The 21,321-nt window shown below is 61.1% G+C and carries 19 protein-coding genes; 13 read left to right on the forward strand and 6 right to left on the reverse strand.

Annotated features, from left to right (window positions below):
• Nucleotides 1–92 precede the first annotated feature (92 nt).
• Both ACMDB8_RS26315 and ACMDB8_RS26320 read left to right on the forward strand, forming a co-directional pair.
• Nucleotides 93–1,088, forward strand: coding sequence for a hydrolase (locus ACMDB8_RS26315; protein ID WP_236709709.1), 996 nt, complete (start codon nt 93–95; stop codon nt 1,086–1,088).
• Between the two features lie 3 nt (nt 1,089–1,091).
• Nucleotides 1,092–1,931: an AraC family transcriptional regulator gene (locus ACMDB8_RS26320; protein WP_409078159.1), complete on the forward strand. Its 840-nt coding sequence runs from the start codon at nt 1,092–1,094 to the stop codon at nt 1,929–1,931.
• Between the two features lie 131 nt (nt 1,932–2,062).
• On the opposite strand, the gene ACMDB8_RS26325 is transcribed toward ACMDB8_RS26320, so the two are convergent.
• Together ACMDB8_RS26325 and ACMDB8_RS26330 are read right to left on the reverse strand one after the other, a co-directional pair.
• The gene (locus ACMDB8_RS26325) at nt 2,063–2,917 is read right to left on the reverse strand and encodes a sulfurtransferase (protein ID WP_056726469.1); all 855 of its coding nucleotides are present in this window, start codon (nt 2,915–2,917) and stop codon (nt 2,063–2,065) included.
• A gap of 32 nt (nt 2,918–2,949) precedes the next feature.
• On the reverse strand, nt 2,950–3,621 hold the full coding sequence (locus ACMDB8_RS26330) for a TetR/AcrR family transcriptional regulator (RefSeq protein ID WP_008048320.1): 672 nt from the start codon (nt 3,619–3,621) through the stop codon (nt 2,950–2,952).
• A 145-nt stretch (nt 3,622–3,766) separates the two neighbouring features.
• On the opposite strand from ACMDB8_RS26330, the gene ACMDB8_RS26335 reads away from it, so the two are divergent.
• The 5 genes from ACMDB8_RS26335 (at nt 3,767) to ACMDB8_RS26355 (ending at nt 8,454) form a co-directional block, all read left to right on the forward strand.
• Complete coding sequence (locus ACMDB8_RS26335) at nt 3,767–5,197, forward strand: coniferyl aldehyde dehydrogenase (protein ID WP_409078160.1); 1,431 nt, start codon at nt 3,767–3,769, stop codon at nt 5,195–5,197.
• 28 nt (nt 5,198–5,225) lie between these two features.
• Nucleotides 5,226–5,771, forward strand: a complete 546-nt coding sequence (locus ACMDB8_RS26340; RefSeq protein WP_056726467.1) for a hypothetical protein — start codon at nt 5,226–5,228, stop codon at nt 5,769–5,771.
• A gap of 92 nt (nt 5,772–5,863) precedes the next feature.
• Nucleotides 5,864–7,459, forward strand: coding sequence for a GMC family oxidoreductase (locus tag ACMDB8_RS26345; RefSeq protein ID WP_056726466.1), 1,596 nt, complete (start codon nt 5,864–5,866; stop codon nt 7,457–7,459).
• Between the two features lie 115 nt (nt 7,460–7,574).
• The gene (coaD, locus tag ACMDB8_RS26350) at nt 7,575–8,054 is read left to right on the forward strand and encodes a pantetheine-phosphate adenylyltransferase (protein WP_046039203.1); all 480 of its coding nucleotides are present in this window, start codon (nt 7,575–7,577) and stop codon (nt 8,052–8,054) included.
• A gap of 148 nt (nt 8,055–8,202) precedes the next feature.
• The gene (locus tag ACMDB8_RS26355) at nt 8,203–8,454 is read left to right on the forward strand and encodes a YfhL family 4Fe-4S dicluster ferredoxin (protein ID WP_003195146.1); all 252 of its coding nucleotides are present in this window, start codon (nt 8,203–8,205) and stop codon (nt 8,452–8,454) included.
• 126 nt (nt 8,455–8,580) lie between these two features.
• Here the strand turns inward: ACMDB8_RS26355 and mutM are convergent, their stop codons facing one another.
• Complete coding sequence (mutM, locus tag ACMDB8_RS26360) at nt 8,581–9,393, reverse strand: bifunctional DNA-formamidopyrimidine glycosylase/DNA-(apurinic or apyrimidinic site) lyase (RefSeq protein ID WP_409078161.1); 813 nt, start codon at nt 9,391–9,393, stop codon at nt 8,581–8,583.
• 42 nt (nt 9,394–9,435) lie between these two features.
• Nucleotides 9,436–10,305: an HDOD domain-containing protein gene (locus ACMDB8_RS26365; protein WP_056726464.1), complete on the reverse strand. Its 870-nt coding sequence runs from the start codon at nt 10,303–10,305 to the stop codon at nt 9,436–9,438.
• A 153-nt stretch (nt 10,306–10,458) separates the two neighbouring features.
• Between ACMDB8_RS26365 and ACMDB8_RS26370 the strand changes: the two genes are divergently transcribed.
• From ACMDB8_RS26370 to ilvD, 3 genes are all read left to right on the forward strand, one after another.
• Entirely contained in the window at nt 10,459–11,655 is a 1,197-nt protein-coding gene (locus tag ACMDB8_RS26370) for a class I SAM-dependent rRNA methyltransferase (protein ID WP_046039197.1), read from the forward strand.
• A 185-nt stretch (nt 11,656–11,840) separates the two neighbouring features.
• Nucleotides 11,841–12,983 carry an MFS transporter gene (locus tag ACMDB8_RS26375; protein WP_409078162.1) on the forward strand — a complete coding sequence of 381 codons (1,143 nt, stop codon included), beginning with the start codon at nt 11,841–11,843 and terminating at the stop codon, nt 12,981–12,983.
• A gap of 254 nt (nt 12,984–13,237) precedes the next feature.
• Complete coding sequence (ilvD, locus tag ACMDB8_RS26380) at nt 13,238–15,079, forward strand: dihydroxy-acid dehydratase (RefSeq protein ID WP_409078163.1); 1,842 nt, start codon at nt 13,238–13,240, stop codon at nt 15,077–15,079.
• 85 nt (nt 15,080–15,164) lie between these two features.
• Here the strand turns inward: ilvD and ACMDB8_RS26385 are convergent, their stop codons facing one another.
• Nucleotides 15,165–16,220, reverse strand: coding sequence for a phosphorylcholine phosphatase (locus ACMDB8_RS26385; protein WP_056726460.1), 1,056 nt, complete (start codon nt 16,218–16,220; stop codon nt 15,165–15,167).
• Nucleotides 16,221–16,474: 254 nt separating this feature from the next.
• On the opposite strand from ACMDB8_RS26385, the gene ACMDB8_RS26390 reads away from it, so the two are divergent.
• A complete protein-coding gene (locus ACMDB8_RS26390) occupies nt 16,475–17,866 on the forward strand; it encodes an L-cystine transporter (protein ID WP_409078164.1) in 1,392 nt (463 codons plus the stop codon).
• Nucleotides 17,867–17,981: 115 nt separating this feature from the next.
• Here the strand turns inward: ACMDB8_RS26390 and ACMDB8_RS26395 are convergent, their stop codons facing one another.
• Entirely contained in the window at nt 17,982–18,494 is a 513-nt protein-coding gene (locus ACMDB8_RS26395; protein ID WP_056726458.1) for a dihydrofolate reductase, read from the reverse strand.
• An 85-nt stretch (nt 18,495–18,579) separates the two neighbouring features.
• Here ACMDB8_RS26395 and ACMDB8_RS26400 point away from each other — a divergent pair, with 85 nt between their 5' ends.
• Together ACMDB8_RS26400 and ACMDB8_RS26405 are read left to right on the forward strand one after the other, a co-directional pair.
• Complete coding sequence (locus ACMDB8_RS26400) at nt 18,580–19,950, forward strand: DUF2868 domain-containing protein (protein ID WP_409078165.1); 1,371 nt, start codon at nt 18,580–18,582, stop codon at nt 19,948–19,950.
• Complete coding sequence (locus ACMDB8_RS26405; protein ID WP_409078166.1) at nt 19,943–21,319, forward strand: GTPase/DUF3482 domain-containing protein; 1,377 nt, start codon at nt 19,943–19,945, stop codon at nt 21,317–21,319. The genes ACMDB8_RS26400 and ACMDB8_RS26405 overlap by 8 nt, the downstream gene beginning before the upstream one ends.
• Nucleotides 21,320–21,321 lie beyond the last annotated feature (2 nt).

A 21,321-nucleotide genomic window follows, 5' to 3' on the forward strand; every position in this document is an offset into this window, starting at 1 on the left:
CATGATGACGCGGTCGCGGCGCTGCCCCGCCGCGTCTTCGGGCAGACTCATGAACACCTCCACCGAGAATGACTGTGCAACCGCACCCCGCCCTGGCCCCACCGCCGTCCTTTACCCCTGCCTTCGGCATCGGCAATCCGCACTTGCAAACCTTGTGGGGGCCGCTGTGGCGTAAAACCGTGCACATCGACCGCGAACGCGAACGCCTGTGGCTTGAAGACGGCGACTTCCTCGACCTCGACTGGCATGGCCCACACAGCGCCAACGCACCCCTGGTACTGGTGTTGCACGGGCTCACCGGCTCCTCGAATTCGCCTTATGTCGCTGGCATGCAAAAGGCCCTGGACGACCGAGGTTGGGCCAGCGTCGCGCTGAACTGGCGCGGTTGTTCGGGCGAACCCAATTTGCTGCCGCGCAGTTACCATTCCGGTGCCAGTGAAGACCTGGCCGAAGCCATCAAACACTTGCGGGCCAAACGGCCTCTGGCGCCACTGTATGCGGTGGGTTACTCCCTGGGCGGTAATGTCCTGCTCAAGCATTTGGGCGAAACCGGTAGCGACAGTAATTTGATGGGCGCCGTGGCGGTGTCGGTGCCGTTCCGCCTGGACCAGTGCGCCGACCGTATCGGCCAAGGCTTTTCCAAGGTTTACCAGGCACATTTCATGCGCGAGATGGTCGCCTACATCAAGAACAAACAGCGACAGTTCCAGCACGACGGACGCGAGGAGGGCCTGGCCGCACTGGCGGCCCTCGGATCCATGGAAAACATGCGCACGTTCTGGGATTTCGATGGTCGCGTCACCGCACCACTGCACGGTTTCGCCGATGCCGAGGATTACTATCGTCGCGCCTCAAGCCGCTATTTCCTTGGTGAAATTCGTACGCCGACCTTGATGATTCAGGCCGCCGACGACCCCTTCGTTTTTCCCCACAGCCTGCCGCAAGTCGACGAGTTGTCCGCTTGCACGCAATTCGAACTGCAAGCCAAGGGCGGGCATGTCGGCTTCGTCGACGGCACGCTCAGGCAACCGGGTTACTACCTGGAACGGCGCATCCCCGAGTGGCTGGCCGCCGCAGGGCGCACTTGAATCATGGATGCCGAACAAGGCGAGTCAATCCAATTCTGGCAAACCCCGCCACTGGCCGGGGTCGAGTTGTTGTCCGCCCGCTACATCGATCATCGCTTTGCCCCCCATGTGCATGACGGCTATGTGATCGGCATGATCATGGCCGGCGCCCAGCGTTATCGCTATCGCGGCGCCGAACACCTGGCGGGTAGCGGCACGCTGGTGCTGATCAACCCCGATGAACTGCACACCGGCCACAAAGGCACCGAGGATGGCTGGCTGTACCGGGCGTTTTATCCAGACAGCGGGCAGATAACTTCGCTACTGGCCGAACTCGAACTGCCGACCCATCACTTGCCGGCGTTCGGCGCCACGCTGTATCGCGATCGGGATCTGGTGAACGGTTTCTGCCAGCTTCACCGTTTACTGGAAAGCCCCGCCACCGCATTGCAGCAACAAACGGTCTGGCGCGAACTGATGCTGTCGCTGTTGCAGCGTCATGCGGCGGTTCCGAACGCTGGAAAACCCGGGAAAGAACACCGGGCGGTGACAGTGGCCAAGGAACTGCTGCACGCACAACTGGCAGAACCACCCTCCCTGGAGGTGCTGGCGGCGGCGGTCAACCTCTCGCCATTCCATTTCGCCCGGGTGTTCCGTCGGGCCACCGGTATGCCGCCACACACCTGGCTGATGCAACAACGCATCGCCCGGGCGCGGGCCTTGCTGCAAAGTGGTTGTTTGCCGCTGGAAGTTGCGATGCAACTGGGGTTTGCCGACCAGAGCCATCTGAGCCGACAGTTCAAGCAGGTGTATGGGGTTGGACCGGGGGCGTATCGCAGTGCAAAGCGGGGACTTGAGGCTTAACGAGGTCTCACAAACACCATCCATCCCTGTGGGAGCGAGCTTGCTCGCGATGGCGGCTTAACAATCAGCATCAATATTGAATGTAATGGCCCCATCGCGAGCAAGCTCGCTCCCACAAGGTTTCGTGGCGCTCATTCGCCGGTGGCGATGCCCCGCGCAGGCTCATTGATCCACTCGCTCCACGACCCGGCATACAACGAACCCAACGGATAACCGGCCAGACACAGCGCAAACAGGTTGTGGCACGCCGTCACACCGGAACCGCAATACGCTACAAGATCACTCGGTGAGCGATCGCCCAATTTCGCGGCGAAGCGCTGCTTGAGCTGATCGGCTGGCAGGAAGCGCCCGTCACTGTCCAGGTTGTCGGTAAACGCCGCACACTGGGCACCGGGAATGTGCCCGGCAACCGGATCGATTGGTTCCATTTCACCCTTGAAACGCGGCAGTGCGCGGGCATCAAGCAGGGTCAGTTCCGGCCGTGCAAGGCGCTTTTGCAGCTGCTCGGCACTGATCAGCAACGCCGTGTCAGGACTGCCGGTGAAGGATCCAGGGGTGATCACCGGCGCATCCAGGCTCAGCGGCAAACCGGCCGCGTGCCAGGCCTTGAGACCGCCATCGAGGATGAATACACCGTCGCGCTTGCCCAGCCATGCCAGCAACCACCAGGCCCGCGCCGCATAGGCTCCCGGACCGTCGTCATACAGAACCACTTCGCTATCGGCATTGATGCCCCAGGCTTGCAGGCGCTCGATCAGTTGCGCCGGCTCGGGCAACGGATGACGCCCGGTCACGCCCTTGACCACGGCACCACTCAGATCGCGTTCGAGGTCGGCATAGCTCGAACCGGCGATGTGCCCTTCGGCATAGCTGCGCTGACCGTAATCCGGGTCTTCGAGGGCAAAACGACAATCCAGAATCACCAGCCCCGGCTGGTCCTTTTTCAGGTCCAGTGCTTGCGGGCTGATCAGTTGCGCAATGGGCATAGCGGGCTCCTTTGAATAACTCGAACTTGATCCTACTGTACTTCTTCCAGCGCCTGGGCGAGGGGCACGTAAAACTCTTCGAACAAGGCGCTGACCGCATCGCGGGCCTCATCCGTGACGAACCCGGCTTCCAGCACCAGCACCTGATACACCCCGCGTTTAATGGCCTGTTCGCTCAAGTGGCTGGAGTTCTCCCGCGTGGTGCACAGGAAGCGCACCCAGGAAGTGAGGATGATCCAGGCATTGAGCGTCAGGGACTCGATCTGCACCTTGTCCATCTTCAGGATGCCGGCGGCGACGAAACCTTCGTAGATCGCCGAACCCTGGATCAGGCAGCGCTGGGAGAAGCGTCGATAGCGGTCGGCAAGGTCCGGATCGCTGTCGAGCAGATGCTCGAGATCGCGATGCAGAAACCGGTAGCGCCACATCGCCGACAGCAGCTCCTTGAGGTAGAAGCGTTTGTCTTCCACCGTGGCGGCGCGGCCCTGGGGCGGGCGCAGGAAGCTGTCCACCAGGCTTTCGTACTCGCTGAACAGCACGGCGATGATCGCCTGCTTGTTCGGGAAGTGGTAGTACAGGTTGCCCGGGGAAATTTCCATGTGGGCAGCAATGTGGTTGGTGCTGATGCTGCGCTCGCCCTGCTGATTGAACAGCTCCAGGCTGTTCTGCACGATGCGCTCGCTGGTTTTGATCCGTGGGGCCATGGCTTGAGCTTTAATTCAGAGTGCGTTGACGGGCATCTTAGATCTATCCGCGAGCGGATAAAACCAAGCTGTTCCAGGATGTCATTTGACTTTTTAGAGCATAGACTCTAAAAAGTGCTTCATTACAATAAATCCGGAGCCGACCATGACTGCTGAAATTTCCTACCTGCAGAACCTACAGCAGCCGCTGGAAGAGCTTCAGGCCCTGTTCGACGCACAGCGTGCCGCCTACGCCGCCAACCCGATGCCACCGGCCGCGCAGCGCCAGCAATGGCTCAAGGCACTAAAGGATTTATTGAACAATGAACGCCAGGCCCTGATCGATGCGATCAGCCAGGACTTCAGCCATCGCAGCGCCGATGAAACCCTGCTCGCCGAACTGATGCCCAGCCTGCACGGCATCCATTACGCCAGCAAACACCTCAAGGGCTGGATGCGCGCCTCGCGACGCAAGGTGGGCGCCGCCTTCCAGCCGGCTTCGGCCAAAGTGGTTTACCAACCGCTGGGCGTGGTCGGGGTCATCGTGCCGTGGAACTATCCGCTGTACCTGGCCATCGGTCCGTTGGTCGGCGCGCTGTCGGCGGGCAATCGGGTAATGCTCAAACTCAGTGAGTCGACCCCCGCGACCGGCTTGCTGATGAAGCAACTGCTGGCGCGAATCTTCCCCGAAGACCTGGTTTGCGTGGTCCTGGGCGAGGCGGATATGGGCGTGGCGTTTTCACGCCTGCCGTTTGATCACCTGCTGTTCACCGGCGCCACCAGCATTGGCAAACACGTGATGCGCGCCGCTGCGCAAAACCTGACCCCGGTGACCCTGGAACTGGGCGGCAAGTCCCCGGCCATTGTTTCTCACGACGTGCCGCTCAAGGACGCCGCCGAGCGCATCGCCTTCGGCAAGACCCTGAATGCCGGCCAGACCTGCGTGGCCCCTGACTATGTGCTGGTGCCGGAGGATCGCGTCGGAAGTTTCGTCGAAGCCTATCGCACAGCCGTCCGCGGGTTCTATCCGACGCTGGCCGACAACCCGGACTACACCGCGATCATCAATGAGCGACAACTGGCGCGTCTCAACGGTTACGTCAGCGACGCCACCAGCAAGGGTGCGCTGCTGATGCCGCTGTTCGACCAGGGCCAGGGCCGCCGCATGGGCCATAGCCTGCTGCTCAACGTCACGGACGAGATGACGGTGATGCAGGACGAAATCTTCGGGCCGCTGCTGCCGATCGTGCCGTACAAGGATCTGGACCAGGCTTTTGCCTACATCAACCAGCGCCCTCGCCCACTGGCGCTGTATTACTTCGGCTACGACAAGCGCGAACAACAGCGCGTGCTGCACGAAACCCATTCCGGCGGCGTGTGCCTGAACGACACCCTGCTGCACGTCGCCCAGGACGACATGCCGTTTGGCGGCATCGGTGCCTCGGGCATGGGCCACTACCACGGCCATGAAGGCTTCCTGACCTTCAGCAAGGCCAAAGGCGTGTTGATCAAACAACGGTTCAACGCCGCGAAGTTGATCTACCCGCCGTACGGCAAGTCGATTCAGAAGCTGATCCAGAAGCTGTTCATCCGCTAACGATCATCACCGTCAGGTAATAACAATAATGATCCCCAGCCTGTCCGATACACCCGCGCTGTCACGGCGCGGGCTGCTTAAATTCAGCCTCGGCGCCACAGCTTTCCTTGCCACCGCCGGGCTCGGAGCCAGCCTCAGCGGTTGCTCGTCGAGCGTTCCGGCCAATGGTTTTGTCACGTTGCGCAGCGGCGACCTGCTGTTCTTGCGGGCATTGATTCCGGTCATGCTCGAGGGTGCCGTGACCACCGAACGGATGCCCGAGGCTGTCGAGGGCACACTGAAAAGCCTGGACTACAACCTCGCCCACCTGTCGCCGGAGATGCTCAAGCTGACCCAGCAACTGTTCGATGTGCTGGGCATGGCCGTGACCCGCGGACCGCTGACCGGGATCTGGGGCAGCTGGGAAAATGCCAGGGCCGATGATATCCGGCAGTTTCTGAACCGCTGGGAAAACAGCTCGTTGAGCCTGTTGCGCATGGGTCACAGTTCCTTGCTGCAACTGGTGATGATGGCCTGGTACGGCCGCAAGGAATCGTGGGCGCATTGCGGGTATCCCGGGCCACCCACCGTTTAAAACTCTGCACATAACCTGTGGGAGCGTGGCTTGCCCGCGATGGCGCCAGTCGCCACACCACCGCATCCAAAATAATAAAGAGAACCTGAAAGATGCCCGTACCCGATCCGTTCCGCGAAGGCATGGCCCGAGGCTGGAAAACCTACAACGGCTCGCAACTGACCCAGGACCTGACGCTCGAAGCGGACGTGGCGATCATCGGCAGTGGTGCCGGCGGCGGCACCACCGCCGAAATCCTCAGTGCCGCCGGCTACAAGGTGCTGCTGATCGAGGAAGGCCCGCTCAAGACCAGCAGCGACTTCAAGCTGCTGGAAGACCAGGCCTACGCCAGCCTTTACCAGGAAGGCATCGGCCGCATGAGCAAGGACGGCGCGATCACCATCCTCCAGGGCCGGGCAGTGGGCGGTACCACGCTGATCAACTGGACTTCCAGTTTCCGCACTCCGGAGCCGACCCTGGAACACTGGGCCAAAGAGCACAACGTCAAGGGCCACAGCCCGGCGGAAATGGCGCCGTGGTTCGAGAAAATGGAGCAACGCCTGGGCGTCGCGCCGTGGATGGTGCCACCCAACGCCAACAACGATGTGATCCGCAAGGGCTGCGAAGCACTGAATTACTCATGGCACGTCATCCCGCGCAACGTTCGCGGCTGCTGGAACCTCGGCTACTGCGGCATGGGCTGCCCGACCAACGCCAAGCAATCGATGATGGTCACCACCATTCCAGCAACCCTGGAAAAAGGCGGCGAGCTGCTTTACCTGGCCCGCGCCGAAAAACTCAACATCAGCGGCGACAAGGTCATCGGCCTGCAATGTTCGGCGATGGATGAACGCTGCGTCGCACCGACCGGACGCACCATCACGGTCAAGGCGCGGCATTTCGTGCTGGCCGGTGGCGGCATCAACAGCCCGGCCCTGCTGATGCGTTCCGGAGCACCCGATCCGCACAAGCGCCTGGGCAAACGCACATTCCTGCACCCGGTGAACATGTCCGCTGCGTTGTTCGACGAAGTGGTCAACCCTTTCTACGGCGCGCCGCAGTCGATCTATTCCGACCATTTCCAGTGGCAGGACGGCACCACGGGCAAGATGTCCTACAAACTGGAAGTCCCGCCCCTGCATCCGGCGCTGGCCACGACACTGCTCGGTGGTTTCGGCCAGGAAAACTCGCAGCACATGGCCAATCTGGCCCATACCCACGCCATGCTGGCGTTGCTGCGGGACGGTTTTCACCCGGACAGCCCCGGTGGCAGCGTCGAATTGCGCAGCGATGACACGCCGGTGCTGGATTACCAGCTATCACCCTACGCCTGGGATGGATTGCGTCGGGCGTTCCATACCATGGCCGAGATCCAGTTTGCCGGTGGCGCCAAGGCCGTGATGCCGATGCACGCCGACGCCCGCTACGTGAAGACCCTCGCCGAAGCGCGCACGCTGATCGACAGCCTGAGCCTGGAGTTGTATCGCACACGCCTGGGCAGTGCCCATGTGATGGGCGGTTGCGCCATGGGAGAAGACCCGACAATCGCGGTGACCGACAGCCTCGGCCGACATCACCAACTGGGCAATCTGTCGATTCACGACGGCTCGCTGTTCCCCACCAGCATTGGCGCCAATCCGCAGTTGTCGGTCTACGGACTGACGGCACAACTGGCGACTTCCCTGGCCGAACGTTTAAAAAATCCATGAAAATGACGAATATTCCCATCGTCTATAGTGCTTTCTTACCCAACAGGCGACTTGGCCGACCGGGAAGGCTGCGATACCATCCGACTCCCCAACGGATTCCCGCCAGGACGACGCGATGAACCGAGTGTTGTACCCAGGTACCTTCGACCCTATTACCAAGGGCCATGGCGATCTGGTCGAACGCGCCTCGCGCCTGTTCGATCACGTGATCATCGCCGTCGCCGCGAGCCCGAAGAAAAACCCGCTGTTTCCTCTGGAACAACGGGTAGAACTGGCGCGCGAGGTCACTAAACATCTGCCGAACGTTGAAGTCGTCGGCTTCTCGACGCTGTTGGCGCACTTCGCCAAAGAGAAGAACGCCAATGTGTTCCTGCGTGGTTTGCGTGCGGTGTCGGACTTCGAATACGAATTCCAGCTGGCCAACATGAACCGCCAGTTGGCGCCGGACGTGGAAAGCCTGTTCCTGACCCCGTCCGAGCGTTATTCGTTCATTTCCTCGACGCTGGTCCGTGAAATTGCAGCCTTGGGCGGCGATATCACCAAGTTCGTGCACCCTGTGGTGGCGGATGCACTGACCGAACGCTTCAAGAAGTAGGAGCTGGCGCAGACTGCGGTCTTTTCAGCTTTCGCAGCCTGCACCTTTCTGCACTTGATCGCGCCCGCGTGCACTGCGGGCGCCAATGCGGCACAATTGTGCGCATTGGTTTATTGCGCCCGGGCTTGCCGCCCTGGCTGGAGTTAGCATGTCCCTGATCATCACCGACGATTGCATCAACTGCGACGTCTGCGAACCCGAGTGCCCGAACGCCGCCATTTCCCAAGGCGAAGAGATCTACGTGATCGACCCGAACCTGTGCACCCAGTGTGTCGGCCACTACGACGAACCGCAGTGCCAGCAGGTTTGCCCGGTGGATTGCATTCCACTGGACGAAGCTCATCCGGAGACTGAAGAGCAGTTGATGGAGAAGTACCGGAAAATTACCGGGAAGGCTTAAGCCATTCGGCGCCTGTCAGGCCGCCTTCGCGAGCAAGCCCGCTCCCACATTTGGAATGCATTCCCCTGTGGGAGCGGGCTTGCTCGCGAAGGCGTCATCAGCCTCACTGAAAATCTAACTGACGTATCAGCTCTGACAACGCGGGCAAAACACGCTGGCGCGCTGCCCGAGCTTCACTTCCCGCAAGCCCGTGCCACAGACCTTGCAGTGTTCACTGCCACGGCCGTACACGAACAGTTCCTGCTGGAAATAACCAGGCTGACCGTCACCGCCGATAAAGTCCCGCAACGTTGTACCGCCGCGCTCGATGGCGGCGGCCAGGATGCGCTTGATCTCGATGGCCAGCTTCAAGTAACGCGCACGGGAAATGCTCTTGGCTTCGCGGCGCGGATCGATCCCGGCGGCGAACAACGCTTCAGTCGCGTAGATATTGCCCACGCCCACCACCACCGCGTTGTCCATGATGAACGGCTTGACCGCCATCGAACGTCCGCGGGACTGCTGGAACAGACGCTCGCCGTCGAACAGGTCAGTCAGTGGCTCAGGGCCCAGGCGGATCAGCAATTCGTGATTGAACGGGTCGAGGCTCCAGAGCATTGCGCCGAAGCGTCGCGGGTCGGTGTAACGCAGGGCCAGGCCCGACTCCAGTTCGATGTCCACATGCTCATGCTTGACCGCCGGCAGCCCGGCTTCCACCAGCCGCAAATTGCCTGACATACCCAAATGGCTGATCAAGGTGCCGACTTCGGCATTGATCAGCAGGTACTTGGCGCGTCGTTCCACCAGCACGATACGCTGTCCGGACAACCGCACATCGAGGTCTTCGGGAATTGGCCAGCGCAAGCGCCGGTCACGCACGATCACCCGGCTGACACGCTGACCCTCCAGGTACGGCGCGATGCCGCGACGGGTGGTTTCGACTTCTGGCAATTCAGGCATGGTGCTCTCGGCTCAGGCGCATGGCCTGGAAGGTTCCGACACTCAGCGATGAGTGCCGAGGTCGCGGATCGTCTGCTTGAGGGTCTCGAAGTCGTAGTCCGAGAGGCCGACATAATCGAGCACCAGCGGCGCGATGCTGTTCCACTCGTGATCTTCGGTCTGATTGCCCAGCACGCGGTACGACGCGCAAATGTGCTCGGCCATCTTCAGGATCGCCAACAGGTTCTTCAACGAACTGTTGCGCGAAGATTCATCGCTGAAGATCGCCAGGGCATTGTGGTGATTGGCGATCGCCGCGCTCACGTGTTCCGGCAGGCGCCAGGACTTGGCCGTGTAATACCCGACCACCGAGTGATTGGTATTGAACACCTGGTTCTCCGTGTCCACCACCCGGCATTCGGCGCTGGCGTTGGCATAGGCCTGCTCCAGAACGCCCATGTAGTCGGGGAAGCGCTGGAGCATCAAGGGCACGCCGCAGTCGTGGAACAGGCCCAGGGCATAGGCTTCATCGCCGTTCTCTATGCCGATGCGCTTGGCCAGGGTCAGGCAGGTCATGGCCACGTCCTGAGCGGTGTCCCAGAAACGGTTCAGGGTGACAATGGTGTCGTCATTCATCTCGCCCTTGATCGACTGCGCATTGATCAGGTTGATGACCGAACGGCTGCCCAGCAGATTCACCGCGCGCTGGATCGAAGCAATCTTGTTGCTCAGCCCGTAGTACGGCGAATTGACGATCTTCAGCAGGGACCCGGAAAGTCCCGGATCCTGGGAGATCAGTTTGGCAATGACTTCCAGGTCCGGATCGGGCATGTACTGCTCCATCTGCAAATCCACCATGATTTGCGGCTGGGCCGGTACGCTGATGCCCTGCAGGGCTTGTTGGATCTGTTCGGAAGTCAGCTCTTGGGACATTTGTGCACACTCTGGGTCAGACGGTGATTCTAACCTTTATGAAGTTGGATCCGACATACCAAATCGCATGACAACACTCGCCACATGTCCACTTGCAGGCCAATCCGGGGTCCCAACACGCTATACTCCCGCTCTTTTTTCCGGAGCGACGACATGTCCCTGCCTAGCCTGCGCCTCAAAGCCAACGCCGACCGTCGTCTGCGCAACGGTCACTTGTGGGTCTACAGCAACGAAATCGATGTAGCCGCTACGCCTTTGCACGGTTTCAAGGCCGGCGACCAGGCGATCCTCGAAGCCGCCGGCGGCAAGCCGCTGGGCATCGTTGCCATGAGCCCGAACAACCTGATCTGCGCCCGTGTGCTGTCGCGCGACATCAAGTTGCCGCTGGACAAGTCGCTGCTGGTGCATCGCCTGAACGTAGCCCTGTCCCTGCGTGATCGTCTGTTCGACAAGCCGTTCTACCGCCTGGTCTACGGTGATTCCGACCTGCTGCCAGGCCTGGTGGTCGACCGTTTCGGCGACATCCTGGTGGTACAGATCGCCTCGGCGACCATGGAAGCCCATAAAGACGACGTGATTGCAGCGCTGACCCAAGTGCTCAAGCCGAGCGGCATCCTGTTCAAGAACGACTCCGCTGCCCGTGACGCCGAAGGCCTCACCCGCTACGTAGAAACCGTATTCGGCCTGGTGCCGGAGTGGGTTGCCCTCGAAGAGAACGGCGTGAAATTCGAAGCCCCGGTCATCCAGGGTCAGAAAACCGGCTGGTTCTACGACCACCGCATGAACCGCGCACGCCTGGCGCCGTACGCCAAAGGCAAACGCGTGCTCGACCTCTACAGCTACATCGGCGGCTGGGGCGTGCAGGCTGCCGCGTTCGGCGCCAGTGAAGTGTTCTGCGTCGACGCTTCGGCCTTCGCCCTCGACGGTGTCGAGCGCAACGCCGCGCTGAACGGCTTCGCCGAGAAAATGACCTGCATCGAAGGCGACGTGTTCGAAGCCCTCAAAGAGCTGAAAGCCAGCGAGGAACGCTTCGACGTGATCGTGGCCGACCCGCCGGCGTTCATCAAGCGCAAGAAAGACATGAAGAACGGCGAAGGCGCCTACCGCCGCCTGAACGAACAAGCCATGCGCCTGCTCACCAAGGACGGCATCCTGGTCAGCGCATCGTGCTCGATGCACCTGCCGGAAGACGACCTGCAGAACATTCTGCTGACCAGCGCCCGTCACCTGGACCGCAACATTCAGATACTGGAACGTGGTGGTCAAGGTCCGGATCATCCAGTGCACCCGGCCATTGCCGAGACGCGGTACATCAAGAGCATTACTTGCCGGTTGTTGCCTAACAGCTAACCAAAACCTGCGTGCAGGAGCGAGTCAGCTCGCTCCTACAACAGTTTCAGAAAAGTCCCGCGCCACCGGCATTGACTTGCAACCGCATCAAATCAACTCTCGTCTCCCCCTTCACGGACCGAGCGCGTTGATTGATGACCAACACCCTGCATGCCAAAGAAAAGTCGTCGTTCATCCTGCTGCTGATGGCCATGACGCTGCTCGCCGTTTTCCCTCTCGACGTGGTCCTTCCCTCCTTCCCCGCCCTTTCCGACCACTTTCGTACCACACCTTCCGATATCGCCCTATCCGTCAGCATCTTTGCCATCGGCCTGGCGTGCTCACTGCTGCTGATCGGGCCGTTGTCCGACATGTTCGGCCGCAAAAAGCTGTTACTGGGGGGGATGGCACTTGCCGCGGTGGGAGCAACAGGTTGCCTGTTCGCCACCGATTTCACCTGGTTTTTGGGCTTTCGAGTGGTTCAGGCAGTGGGCTGCGGATCGTTTGCCTTGTCTCAGGCATTGATCCAGGATCTGTTCAGCGGCCGCGAGCTGGAACGACTGCGCATCTGGACGACGACCGCCGGCGGGATTTTCATCTCCAGTTCTCCGCTGATGGGTACATGGTTGCAGTTGCATCTGGATTGGCAGGGCAGCTTTTATGTATTCATCACCCTGGCAGCCATTGTCTGGCTGAGATCGTGGTTCCTGCTAAAAGAAAGCCGAAGTAGCGAGCGGCAGTCCCGGCGATTTTTCGGCGCGTACTGGATGCTCCTTTCCGACATCCGATTTACCGGCTACTGGCTGATCTCTGCCCTCGCCTTCGCCTGCCATTTTTCGTTCATCGTCATTTCGCCGATCATTTTCATGGAACACCTGGACCTTTCGGCCTATCAGTTCGCCTGGGCGCTGTTGCTGTATGGCTCGGCTTATGTAATCGGCGGGGTTGTTGCGAGCATCCTGCATCGCCATCTGGAAGGCTCCACGCAAATCATCACAGGCCTGGGCCTGATCGCCCTGTCGGGACTGGTGATGCTCTGGCTGAACCTGCAATTCGGCCTGTCCGCCGCAACGGTGCTGATCCCCATGCTGATCTGCACTGCCGGCACCACCATTTCCCGGCCCATCGCCAACTCCAGGGCAATGGGCCTCTACCCGCAACATGCCGGTACCGCGACTTCTGCCGGCAGTCTGTTTATTTTCATGTGTGGCGGCCTGATCAGTGCCGTGATCAACATGGCCAGTGATCACCTGATTACTGCCCTTGCAGTGTGCTTTTTGATTCTGAGTGCCATGGGGGCAGGGCTGAACACTGTGATCAGTCAGCGCCACCCGATCAGCGAGGCATGACGCCGAGAGTTTGCCCACACGTCATGTGAACGCTCTCTCCATGCTTGCGAGCATTCCCTCCAGCCGCCAGCCGTGTAGAATCGCGAACATTCATCGCCAGTCATCCCCGGCGGGTTTATGAGCTCAAGCTGAAGCGCGCGGCGATCCCGCAAAGTTATCGGCAACTTCCGGACACGCGGCCATTTCTGAGTGTTCCAGACGTCAATAGAAGCTCACTTCCCTTTTGATACCTGATTAGCCGCCCGGAGTGCTTCATGCCTGATTACCGCTCGAAAACATCCACCCACGGCCGCAACATGGCCGGTGCCCGCGCACTGTGGCGCGCCACGGGGATGAAAGATGACGACTTCAAGAAGCCGATCATCGCCATTGCCAACTCGTTCACCCAGTTCGTACCGGGTCACGTACACCTCAAGGACCTGGGCCAACTGGTCGCCCGCGAGATCGAACGCGCCGGCGGCGTGGCGAAGGAATTCAACACCATCGCTGTCGATGACGGCATCGCCATGGGCCACGACGGCATGCTCTATTCGCTGCCGAGCCGCGAGATCATCGCCGACTCCGTCGAGTACATGGTCAACGCCCACTGCGCCGACGCGATCGTGTGCATCTCCAACTGCGACAAGATCACCCCCGGCATGTTGATGGCGTCCCTGCGCCTGAACATCCCGGTGATCTTCGTATCCGGCGGCCCGATGGAAGCCGGCAAGACCAAACTTGCCTCCCACGGCCTCGACCTGGTCGACGCCATGGTGATCGCCGCCGACTCCAGCGCTTCTGACGAGAAAGTCGCCGAGTACGAGCGCAGCGCATGCCCGACCTGCGGTTCGTGCTCCGGCATGTTCACCGCCAACTCGATGAACTGCCTGGTCGAAGCCCTGGGTCTGGCATTGCCGGGCAACGGTTCGACCCTGGCCACCCACAGCGACCGCGAGCAGCTGTTCCTGCAGGCCGGCCGCACCATCGTCGAGCTGTGCAAGCGTTACTACGGCGAGAATGACGAGTCGGTACTGCCGCGCAACATCGCCAACTTCCAGGCGTTCGAAAACGCCATGACCCTGGACATCGCCATGGGCGGTTCCACCAACACCATCCTGCACTTGCTGGCCGCTGCCCAGGAAGCCGAGATCGATTTCGACCTGCGCGACATCGACCGTCTGTCCCGTCACGTGCCGCAACTGTGCAAGGTCGCGCCGAACATCCAGAAGTACCACATGGAAGACGTGCACCGTGCCGGCGGGATTTTCAGCATCCTCGGTTCGCTGGCCCGTGGCGGCTTGCTGCATACCCAGCTGCCGACCGTGCACAGCCGCAGCATGGAAGAAGCCATCGCCAAGTGGGACATCACCCAGACCACCGACGAAGCCGTGCACCACTTCTTCAAGGCCGGTCCTGCGGGCATCCCGACGCAAACCGCGTTCAGCCAGTCGACCCGCTGGGAAACCCTGGACGACGACCGTGAAAACGGCTGCATCCGCAGTGTCGAGCACGCGTACTCGCAAGAAGGCGGCCTGGCCGTTCTCTACGGCAACATCGCTCTTGACGGTTGCGTGGTGAAAACCGCTGGTGTCGACGAGTCGATCCACGTGTTCGAAGGCAACGCCAAGATCTTCGAAAGCCAGGACAGCGCCGTGCGCGGCATCCTTGCTGACGAAGTGAAAGAAGGCGACATCGTCATCATTCGCTACGAAGGCCCGAAAGGCGGCCCGGGCATGCAGGAAATGCTCTACCCGACTTCGTACCTGAAATCCAAAGGCCTGGGCAAAGCCTGCGCCCTGCTCACCGACGGCCGTTTCTCCGGCGGCACCTCGGGCCTGTCCATCGGCCATGCTTCGCCTGAAGCCGCTGCCGGCGGCGCAATCGGCCTGGTGCAGAACGGCGACAAAGTGCTGATCGACATTCCGAACCGCTCGATCAACTTGTTGGTCAGCGATGAAGAACTGGCTGCACGCCGGGTTGAGCAGGACAAGAAAGGCTGGAAGCCGGTGGAAGTGCGTCCGCGCAAAGTGACCACTGCGCTGAAAGCCTATGCCCTGCTGGCCACCAGTGCCGACAAGGGTGCTGTGCGTAACAAGGCGATGCTCGACGGGCTCTGAGTTTTAACCGTCGAACATGAAAATGCCCCGCCAAGTGCGGGGCATTTTTATTATCAACTCGGTCAACTGTGGGAGCGGTGTCGTCTTACTGGATATCTTCCGGCTTGACGATCACCCAGTTCTTGTCAGCCGTCACCGTCAACCCTTCCTTGGCCTGGGCCGCGGCGTTCTTGGCCATCATGCCCTGGATCTGGGTCATGTACTTGTCCTTGCGGTTGACCCACAGGTGGATGCCGCCCTTGGCCACATCAACACTGTGGAACAGCATGTAGCCGTCGCTGCTAGGGGTATCGCCGCCAACCAGCACCGGTTTTTTCCACTCGTCGATGTAGGTCAGGATTGCCGCCTGCTTGCCGGCCATCCAGGTTGCCGGGGTCCACAGGTACGGGGTCAGTTCGAGGCCGAGGTTGGCCTTCTCGTCATACTTGCCGGCGGTGACCTGCTTGCGCGCGGTAGTCAGCTCGCCAGTTTTCGGGTCCTTGAGCAGCAGCGACACACCGATCACGTTCTGCGGCTTGACGTTGTAGCCGTACTTCGGATCGGACGCGACCATGCGCACCAGTTCCTCGGAGGCAGCGGTCATCACGTAGACCTCGATGCCGTTCTCCATCAGCTTGTTGTAGAGCTCTTGCTGGCCGGTGAAGATTTTCGGCGGGTTGACGTCGAGTTTCTTGACCACATCGCCTTCGTAATAGGTGGCCGGCACCGGTTTGCCCGACGCCATCATCTCGTCGACGTAACCCTTGAGCTCCTTGAGCGTAAAGCCGGAGAACACCTGGGCGACCCATGGGTAGCAGACCATGTCGTCGACTTCGCAGAGGCGGTAGTAGTAGCTGAACAGGCTTTCCTTGTGGTCGGCGGTGTCCTTGAACGGCATCAGTTTCAGGGAGGGATCGAGCTTGTCGCGGGTGATCAGGCCCTTGTTCTCCATGAACGGCAGCAACGACTCTTCGAGGTCGTAGCGGTAACTGGTGTTGTCCATGTCGAACACCGCGTAGTTACCCTTGTTGGCGTTGGCGGCGATCATCGCCTCCAGCGCCTTGGCCTGATCGGCGGGCCAGTGTTTCAGATCCGTTGCAAGCACCTGGCCGGCAAGGCCCAGGCAAAGTGCTGCAGCCAGCAATTTCGGTGCGAACTTCATTGGCATGCTTCCCTTATAAAAAGACCCTGAATAAAGGAGATCGACGCTAACAAATAAGTGTGACAGTCCCCGTCTGTCAGCGACCGCCTGCGTCCCTTTCGCGCCAGCTGCATTTCTGACAGCGACATCGGCTTATTCCAAAAACGACGGAAACCATGCATTTTTGATATTAATTCATTAGTTTTCAAGCTGTTAGGCTTGCCGGTTCGCAGCTGTCCTGGAAGGCAGTTGGCAAAAGTCTAATGGGAGTTCCAATGAATCTGCCGCTGATTCTCAATCTGCTGGTGTTCCTCGCCCTGCTCCTTGGCTTGGCGCAAACCCGCCACACCACCTGGAGCCTGGCGAAAAAAGTCCTGCTCGCACTGGTGCTGGGCGTGGCGTTCGGCGTGGCCTTGCACACCGTTTACGGTGCCGGCAACCCGGTCCTCAAAACCTCGATCGGATGGTTCGATCTGGTGGGCAACGGTTATGTGCAACTGCTGCAAATGATCGTGATCCCGCTGGTGTTCGCCTCGATCCTCAGCGCCGTGGCCCGCCTGCACAACGCCTCATCGCTGGGCAAGATCAGCTTCCTGACCATCGGCACGCTGCTGTTCACCACGGCCATCGCGGCCTTGATCGGCATCGGTCTGACCAACCTGTTCGGCCTGAGCGCCGAAGGCCTGGTGGCCGGTACCCAGGAAATGGCGCGCCTGCAAACCATCCAGACCGACTACGCCGGCAAGGTCGCCGACCTGAATGTGCCGCAGCTGTTGCTGTCGTTCATTCCGCAAAACCCGTTCGCCGATCTGGCGCGGGCCAAGCCGACGTCGATCATCAGCGTGGTGATCTTCGCCGCGTTCCTCGGTGTCGCGGCCCTGCAATTGCTCAAGGATGATGTCGAGAAAGGTCAGAAAGTGATCAACGCCATCGACACCCTGCAAGCCTGGGTGATGCGCCTGGTGCGCCTGGTGATGAAGCTGACCCCGTACGGTGTTCTGGCGCTGATGACCAAAGTGGTCGCCGGTTCGAACCTGCAAGACATCATCAAGCTCGGCAGTTTCGTGGTGGTGTCCTACATCGGCCTGGGCCTGATGTTCGTGGTACATGGCGTGCTGGTGTCGGCCGCCGGGATCAATCCGCTACGCTTCTTCCGCAAGATCTGGCCGGTGCTGACGTTTGCCTTCACCAGCCGTTCGAGCGCTGCGACGATTCCATTGAGCATCGAAGCGCAGACCAGTCGCCTGGGTATCCCGCAGTCCATCGCCAGTTTCGCCGCTTCGTTTGGCGCAACCATTGGCCAGAATGGTTGCGCCGGCCTGTACCCGGCGATGTTGGCGGTGATGGTGGCGCCGACGGTGGGCATCAACCCGCTGGACCCACTGTGGATCGCGACGCTGGTGGCGATTGTCACGCTGAGTTCGGCCGGTGTGGCCGGGGTTGGCGGCGGTGCGACCTTTGCGGCGTTGATCGTGTTGCCGGCGATGGGCTTGCCAGTGTCACTGGTGGCGTTGCTGATTTCGGTCGAGCCGCTGATTGATATGGGGCGTACGGCGTTGAACGTCAGTGGCTCGATGACGGCGGGGGCGATTACCAGTCAGGTGATGCAGCAGACTGATAAAGAATTGCTGGATGCGGATGAGCATTCGGCGTTGGCTCACGCGTAGGAGCTGCCGCAGGCTGCGATCTTTTCGTGGCAAAGAAAGATCAAAAGATCGCAGGCTTCGCCAGCTCCTACAGTGAATGCGCTGATCCTGTAGGAGCTGCCGCTGGCTGCGATCTTTAGGCTTTTTCCCAGACTTCGAAGTTGTACGCCGGTTTGTCGCCTTCGGCCGGGTTCGGCACATTCGACACCAGTTTCCACTGGTTCAAATCAAACTCCGGAAACCACGCATCCCCTTCCGGGCTCAGCGCCACGCGGGTCAGGTACAACCGATCAGCCTGCGCCAACCCTTGCGCATACAACTGCGCCCCGCCAATCAGCATCAGCTCATCAACGCCCTGTTCCTTCGCCCATGCTTCGGCGCGAACCACAGCGGCTTCGAGCGACGGATAAACCTCCGCGCCTTCCAGCACCAGATCCGCCTGACGGCTGACCACGATGTTCAAACGGCCCGGCAACGGGCGACCGAGGGAATCCCAGGTCTTGCGACCCATGATGATCGGCTTGCCGAGCGTCGTGGCCTTGAAGTATTTGAAGTCCCCCGGCAAGTGCCAGGGCATGCTGTTGTCGACGCCGATCACACGGTTTTCACCGAGGGCTGCGATCAGGCTGAGGGGGAGTGATTTAGTCATGCCGGCGAGGATACCAGAGCCTCGCTTTCGCCGATAAGCGCCACAGCGGTTATGCTCACTGCTCAATTAAGCGACGGGATGCCGCGTGACTGAACTCAATACCCTCTGGCTGACAGAAACCATCCGCCTGCGCGAAGAGTACGCCGGCCCTCTGGAAGACCTTGAAGCCAACCGACTGGCCCGCAGCACCGGCGGCGATTTACCGTTGCGCATTCAACGCCGGGCCCTGTGGCTGGCTGAACGCGATGGCCTGGTTACGGCCCTCAAACACTGGCTGCAAGGTGCACGACTGGCGCTGATCGTCATGGCGGTGCTGGCGGTGATCAGCGGGGCCGGCCTGGCCTTTGCCGCCATGGGCGACGGCCTGCACCCGGTGAATGTGTTCTGGGCCTTGGGCAGCTTGCTCGGGCTCAATCTGATCCTGCTGCTGAGCTGGGCCTTGGGCCTGGTGTTTGCCGGTGAACACGGCGCCAGCCTCGGACGCCTGTGGCTGTGGCTAAGCGAAAAACTCGCCCGGGACGCCAAAGCCGCACAACTGGCGCCGGCTCTGCTGCTGTTGCTGCAACGGCAGAAACTCAACCGCTGGGCAATCGGTGTGCTGGTCAACAGCTTGTGGTTACTGGCGATGCTCAGCGCGCTGGTGATCCTGCTGGCGTTGATGGCGACCCGGCGCTACGGCTTCGTCTGGGAAACCACCATACTCGGCGCCGATACTTTTATTGCCGTGACCCAGGCCCTCGGCGCGCTGCCGGCCCTGCTCGGCTTCAGCGTGCCCACCGAGGAGATGATCCGCGCCAGTGGCGACGCCGCCCTCAACATCGAAAGCGCCCGCCAGGCCTGGGCCGCGTGGCTGGTGGGCGTTCTGCTGGTCTACGGCGTTTTGCCGCGCCTGCTGCTCGCGCTGTTTTGCCTGTGGCGCTGGAAATCCGGGCAGGCGGCGCTGCGCCTGGATTTGAACCTGCCTGGTTACGCACAACTGCGCGAACGCTTGATGCCCACCAGTGAGCGCCTCGGCGTCAGCGATGCAGCACCGGCCCAACTGCATCGCGTGGAAAGCGGCGTCAGTGAACAACAAAGTGATGGTGCTCTATTGGTCGCCATCGAACTGGACGACGACCGCCCGTGGCCACCGCAATTGCCGAAAACCGTCAGCAACGCCGGCATCCTCGACAGCCGCGAATCGAGACACAAACTCCTCGAACAACTGAGTCGCTTTCCCCCCGCGCGCCTGGCCATTGCGTGCGATCCACGGCGTTCGCCGGATCGCGGCAGCCTGGCCTTGATTGCCGAACTGGCGCGCAGTGCCAGCGCCACCCGCGTGTGGTTGTTGCAGGCACCACCCGGAGAAGCACTGGACGCTGAACGCCTGGGCGACTGGCACGTGGCGCTGCAACAGCTTGAGCTGCCGTTTGCCGATTGTGCACCGATGAACTGGCTGGAGACGGGTCATGACTGATACCTGGAAGCAGCCGCTGAAACTCGCCGTGGTCGGCCACACCAACGTCGGCAAAACCTCGTTGCTGCGTACCCTGACCCGCGACGTCGGCTTCGGTGAAGTGTCCCATCGCCCCAGCACCACGCGGCACGTCGAAGGTGCACGGTTGTCGGTGGACGGCGAGCCCTTGCTCGACCTCTACGACACTCCCGGTCTGGAAGACGCCATCGCCCTGCTCGACTACCTCGAACGCCTGGAGCGGCCTGGCGAACGCCTCGACGGCCCGGCGCGGCTGACTCGTTTCCTCGATGGCAGCGAAGCCCGGCAACGCTTCGAACAGGAAGCCAAGGTGCTGCGCCAGTTGCTGGCGTCGGACGCCGGGCTCTATGTGATCGACGCCCGGGAGCCGGTGTTGGCCAAGTATCGCGACGAACTGGAAGTGCTGGCCAGTTGTGGCAAACCCTTGCTGCCGGTACTGAACTTCGTCAGCAGCGCCAACCACCGCGAGCCGGCATGGCGTGAAGCACTGGCGCGGCTTGGCTTGCATGCCTTGGTGCGCTTTGACAGCGTCGCGCCGCCGGAGGATGGCGAGCGTCGACTCTATGAAAGTCTCGCCCTGTTGCTGGAATCCGCCCGGCCGCAGCTCGAACGCCTGATCGCCGATCAGCAAGCCCAGCGTCTGGCTCGCCAGCAAAGTGCGGCGCGGTTGATTGCCGAATTATTGATCGATTGCGCGGCCTGCCGACGCAGTGTGGTCAGTGAGGCCGAGCAGGAACAACAGGCGATCAGCGAACTACGCAAAGCCGTACGCCAGCGCGAGCAGCGTTGCGTCGAGGCCCTGCTCAAGCTCTACGCCTTCCGCCCACAGGATGCCGCCGCCAGTGATTTGCCGCTGCTCGACGGCCGTTGGGGCGACGACTTGTTCAATCCGGAAACCCTGAAACAATTGGGCGTGCGAGTCGGTGGCGGAATCGCAGCCGGCGCGGCCGCCGGGGCCGGGGTTGATCTGCTGGTGGGTGGCATCACCCTGGGCGCGGCGGCACTCGCCGGGGCCATCGCTGGCGGCGCCCTGCAAACCGCGCGCAGTTACGGCAGCCGTTTGCTCGGTAAAATCAAGGGCCAGCGTGAATTGACGGTGGATGACAACGTGCTGCGCCTGTTGGCCTTGCGCCAACGGCAATTGCTGCAAGCGCTCAATGCCCGGGGGCATGCGGCGATGGATAGCATCCAAGTGGCCACCCCCCAGGACAAGAGCTGGCGCGAAGGCACGCTGCCCGAAGCGTTGAACAAGGCCCGGGCGCACCCGCAGTGGTCGTCGCTCAACCCTCATCCAAAATTGAATCAGGCGGAGCGGCAGGAACAGATTGAGGTTTTGGCGCAGCGACTTTAATG

Origin of the sequence: Pseudomonas monachiensis (genome assembly GCF_047345015.1) — a bacterium.
Classification (GTDB): domain Bacteria; phylum Pseudomonadota; class Gammaproteobacteria; order Pseudomonadales; family Pseudomonadaceae; genus Aquipseudomonas; species Aquipseudomonas monachiensis.

Coding starts and splice junctions, on each gene's coding strand:
- ACMDB8_RS26390 (WP_409078164.1), top strand. CDS start 16,475: ATGAATCTGCCGCTGATTCTCAATCTGCTGGTGTTCCTCGCCCTGCTC.
- mutM (WP_409078161.1), bottom strand. CDS start 9,393: ATGCCTGAATTGCCAGAAGTCGAAACCACCCGTCGCGGCATCGCGCCG.
- coaD (WP_046039203.1), top strand. CDS start 7,575: ATGAACCGAGTGTTGTACCCAGGTACCTTCGACCCTATTACCAAGGGC.
- ACMDB8_RS26370 (WP_046039197.1), top strand. CDS start 10,459: ATGTCCCTGCCTAGCCTGCGCCTCAAAGCCAACGCCGACCGTCGTCTG.
- ACMDB8_RS26325 (WP_056726469.1), bottom strand. CDS start 2,917: ATGCCCATTGCGCAACTGATCAGCCCGCAAGCACTGGACCTGAAAAAG.
- ACMDB8_RS26320 (WP_409078159.1), top strand. CDS start 1,092: ATGGATGCCGAACAAGGCGAGTCAATCCAATTCTGGCAAACCCCGCCA.
- ACMDB8_RS26330 (WP_008048320.1), bottom strand. CDS start 3,621: ATGGCCCCACGGATCAAAACCAGCGAGCGCATCGTGCAGAACAGCCTG.
- ACMDB8_RS26335 (WP_409078160.1), top strand. CDS start 3,767: ATGACTGCTGAAATTTCCTACCTGCAGAACCTACAGCAGCCGCTGGAA.
- ACMDB8_RS26395 (WP_056726458.1), bottom strand. CDS start 18,494: ATGACTAAATCACTCCCCCTCAGCCTGATCGCAGCCCTCGGTGAAAAC.
- ilvD (WP_409078163.1), top strand. CDS start 13,238: ATGCCTGATTACCGCTCGAAAACATCCACCCACGGCCGCAACATGGCC.
- ACMDB8_RS26345 (WP_056726466.1), top strand. CDS start 5,864: ATGCCCGTACCCGATCCGTTCCGCGAAGGCATGGCCCGAGGCTGGAAA.
- ACMDB8_RS26365 (WP_056726464.1), bottom strand. CDS start 10,305: ATGTCCCAAGAGCTGACTTCCGAACAGATCCAACAAGCCCTGCAGGGC.
- ACMDB8_RS26405 (WP_409078166.1), top strand. CDS start 19,943: ATGACTGATACCTGGAAGCAGCCGCTGAAACTCGCCGTGGTCGGCCAC.
- ACMDB8_RS26385 (WP_056726460.1), bottom strand. CDS start 16,220: ATGAAGTTCGCACCGAAATTGCTGGCTGCAGCACTTTGCCTGGGCCTT.
- ACMDB8_RS26355 (WP_003195146.1), top strand. CDS start 8,203: ATGTCCCTGATCATCACCGACGATTGCATCAACTGCGACGTCTGCGAA.
- ACMDB8_RS26375 (WP_409078162.1), top strand. CDS start 11,841: ATGGCCATGACGCTGCTCGCCGTTTTCCCTCTCGACGTGGTCCTTCCC.
- ACMDB8_RS26340 (WP_056726467.1), top strand. CDS start 5,226: ATGATCCCCAGCCTGTCCGATACACCCGCGCTGTCACGGCGCGGGCTG.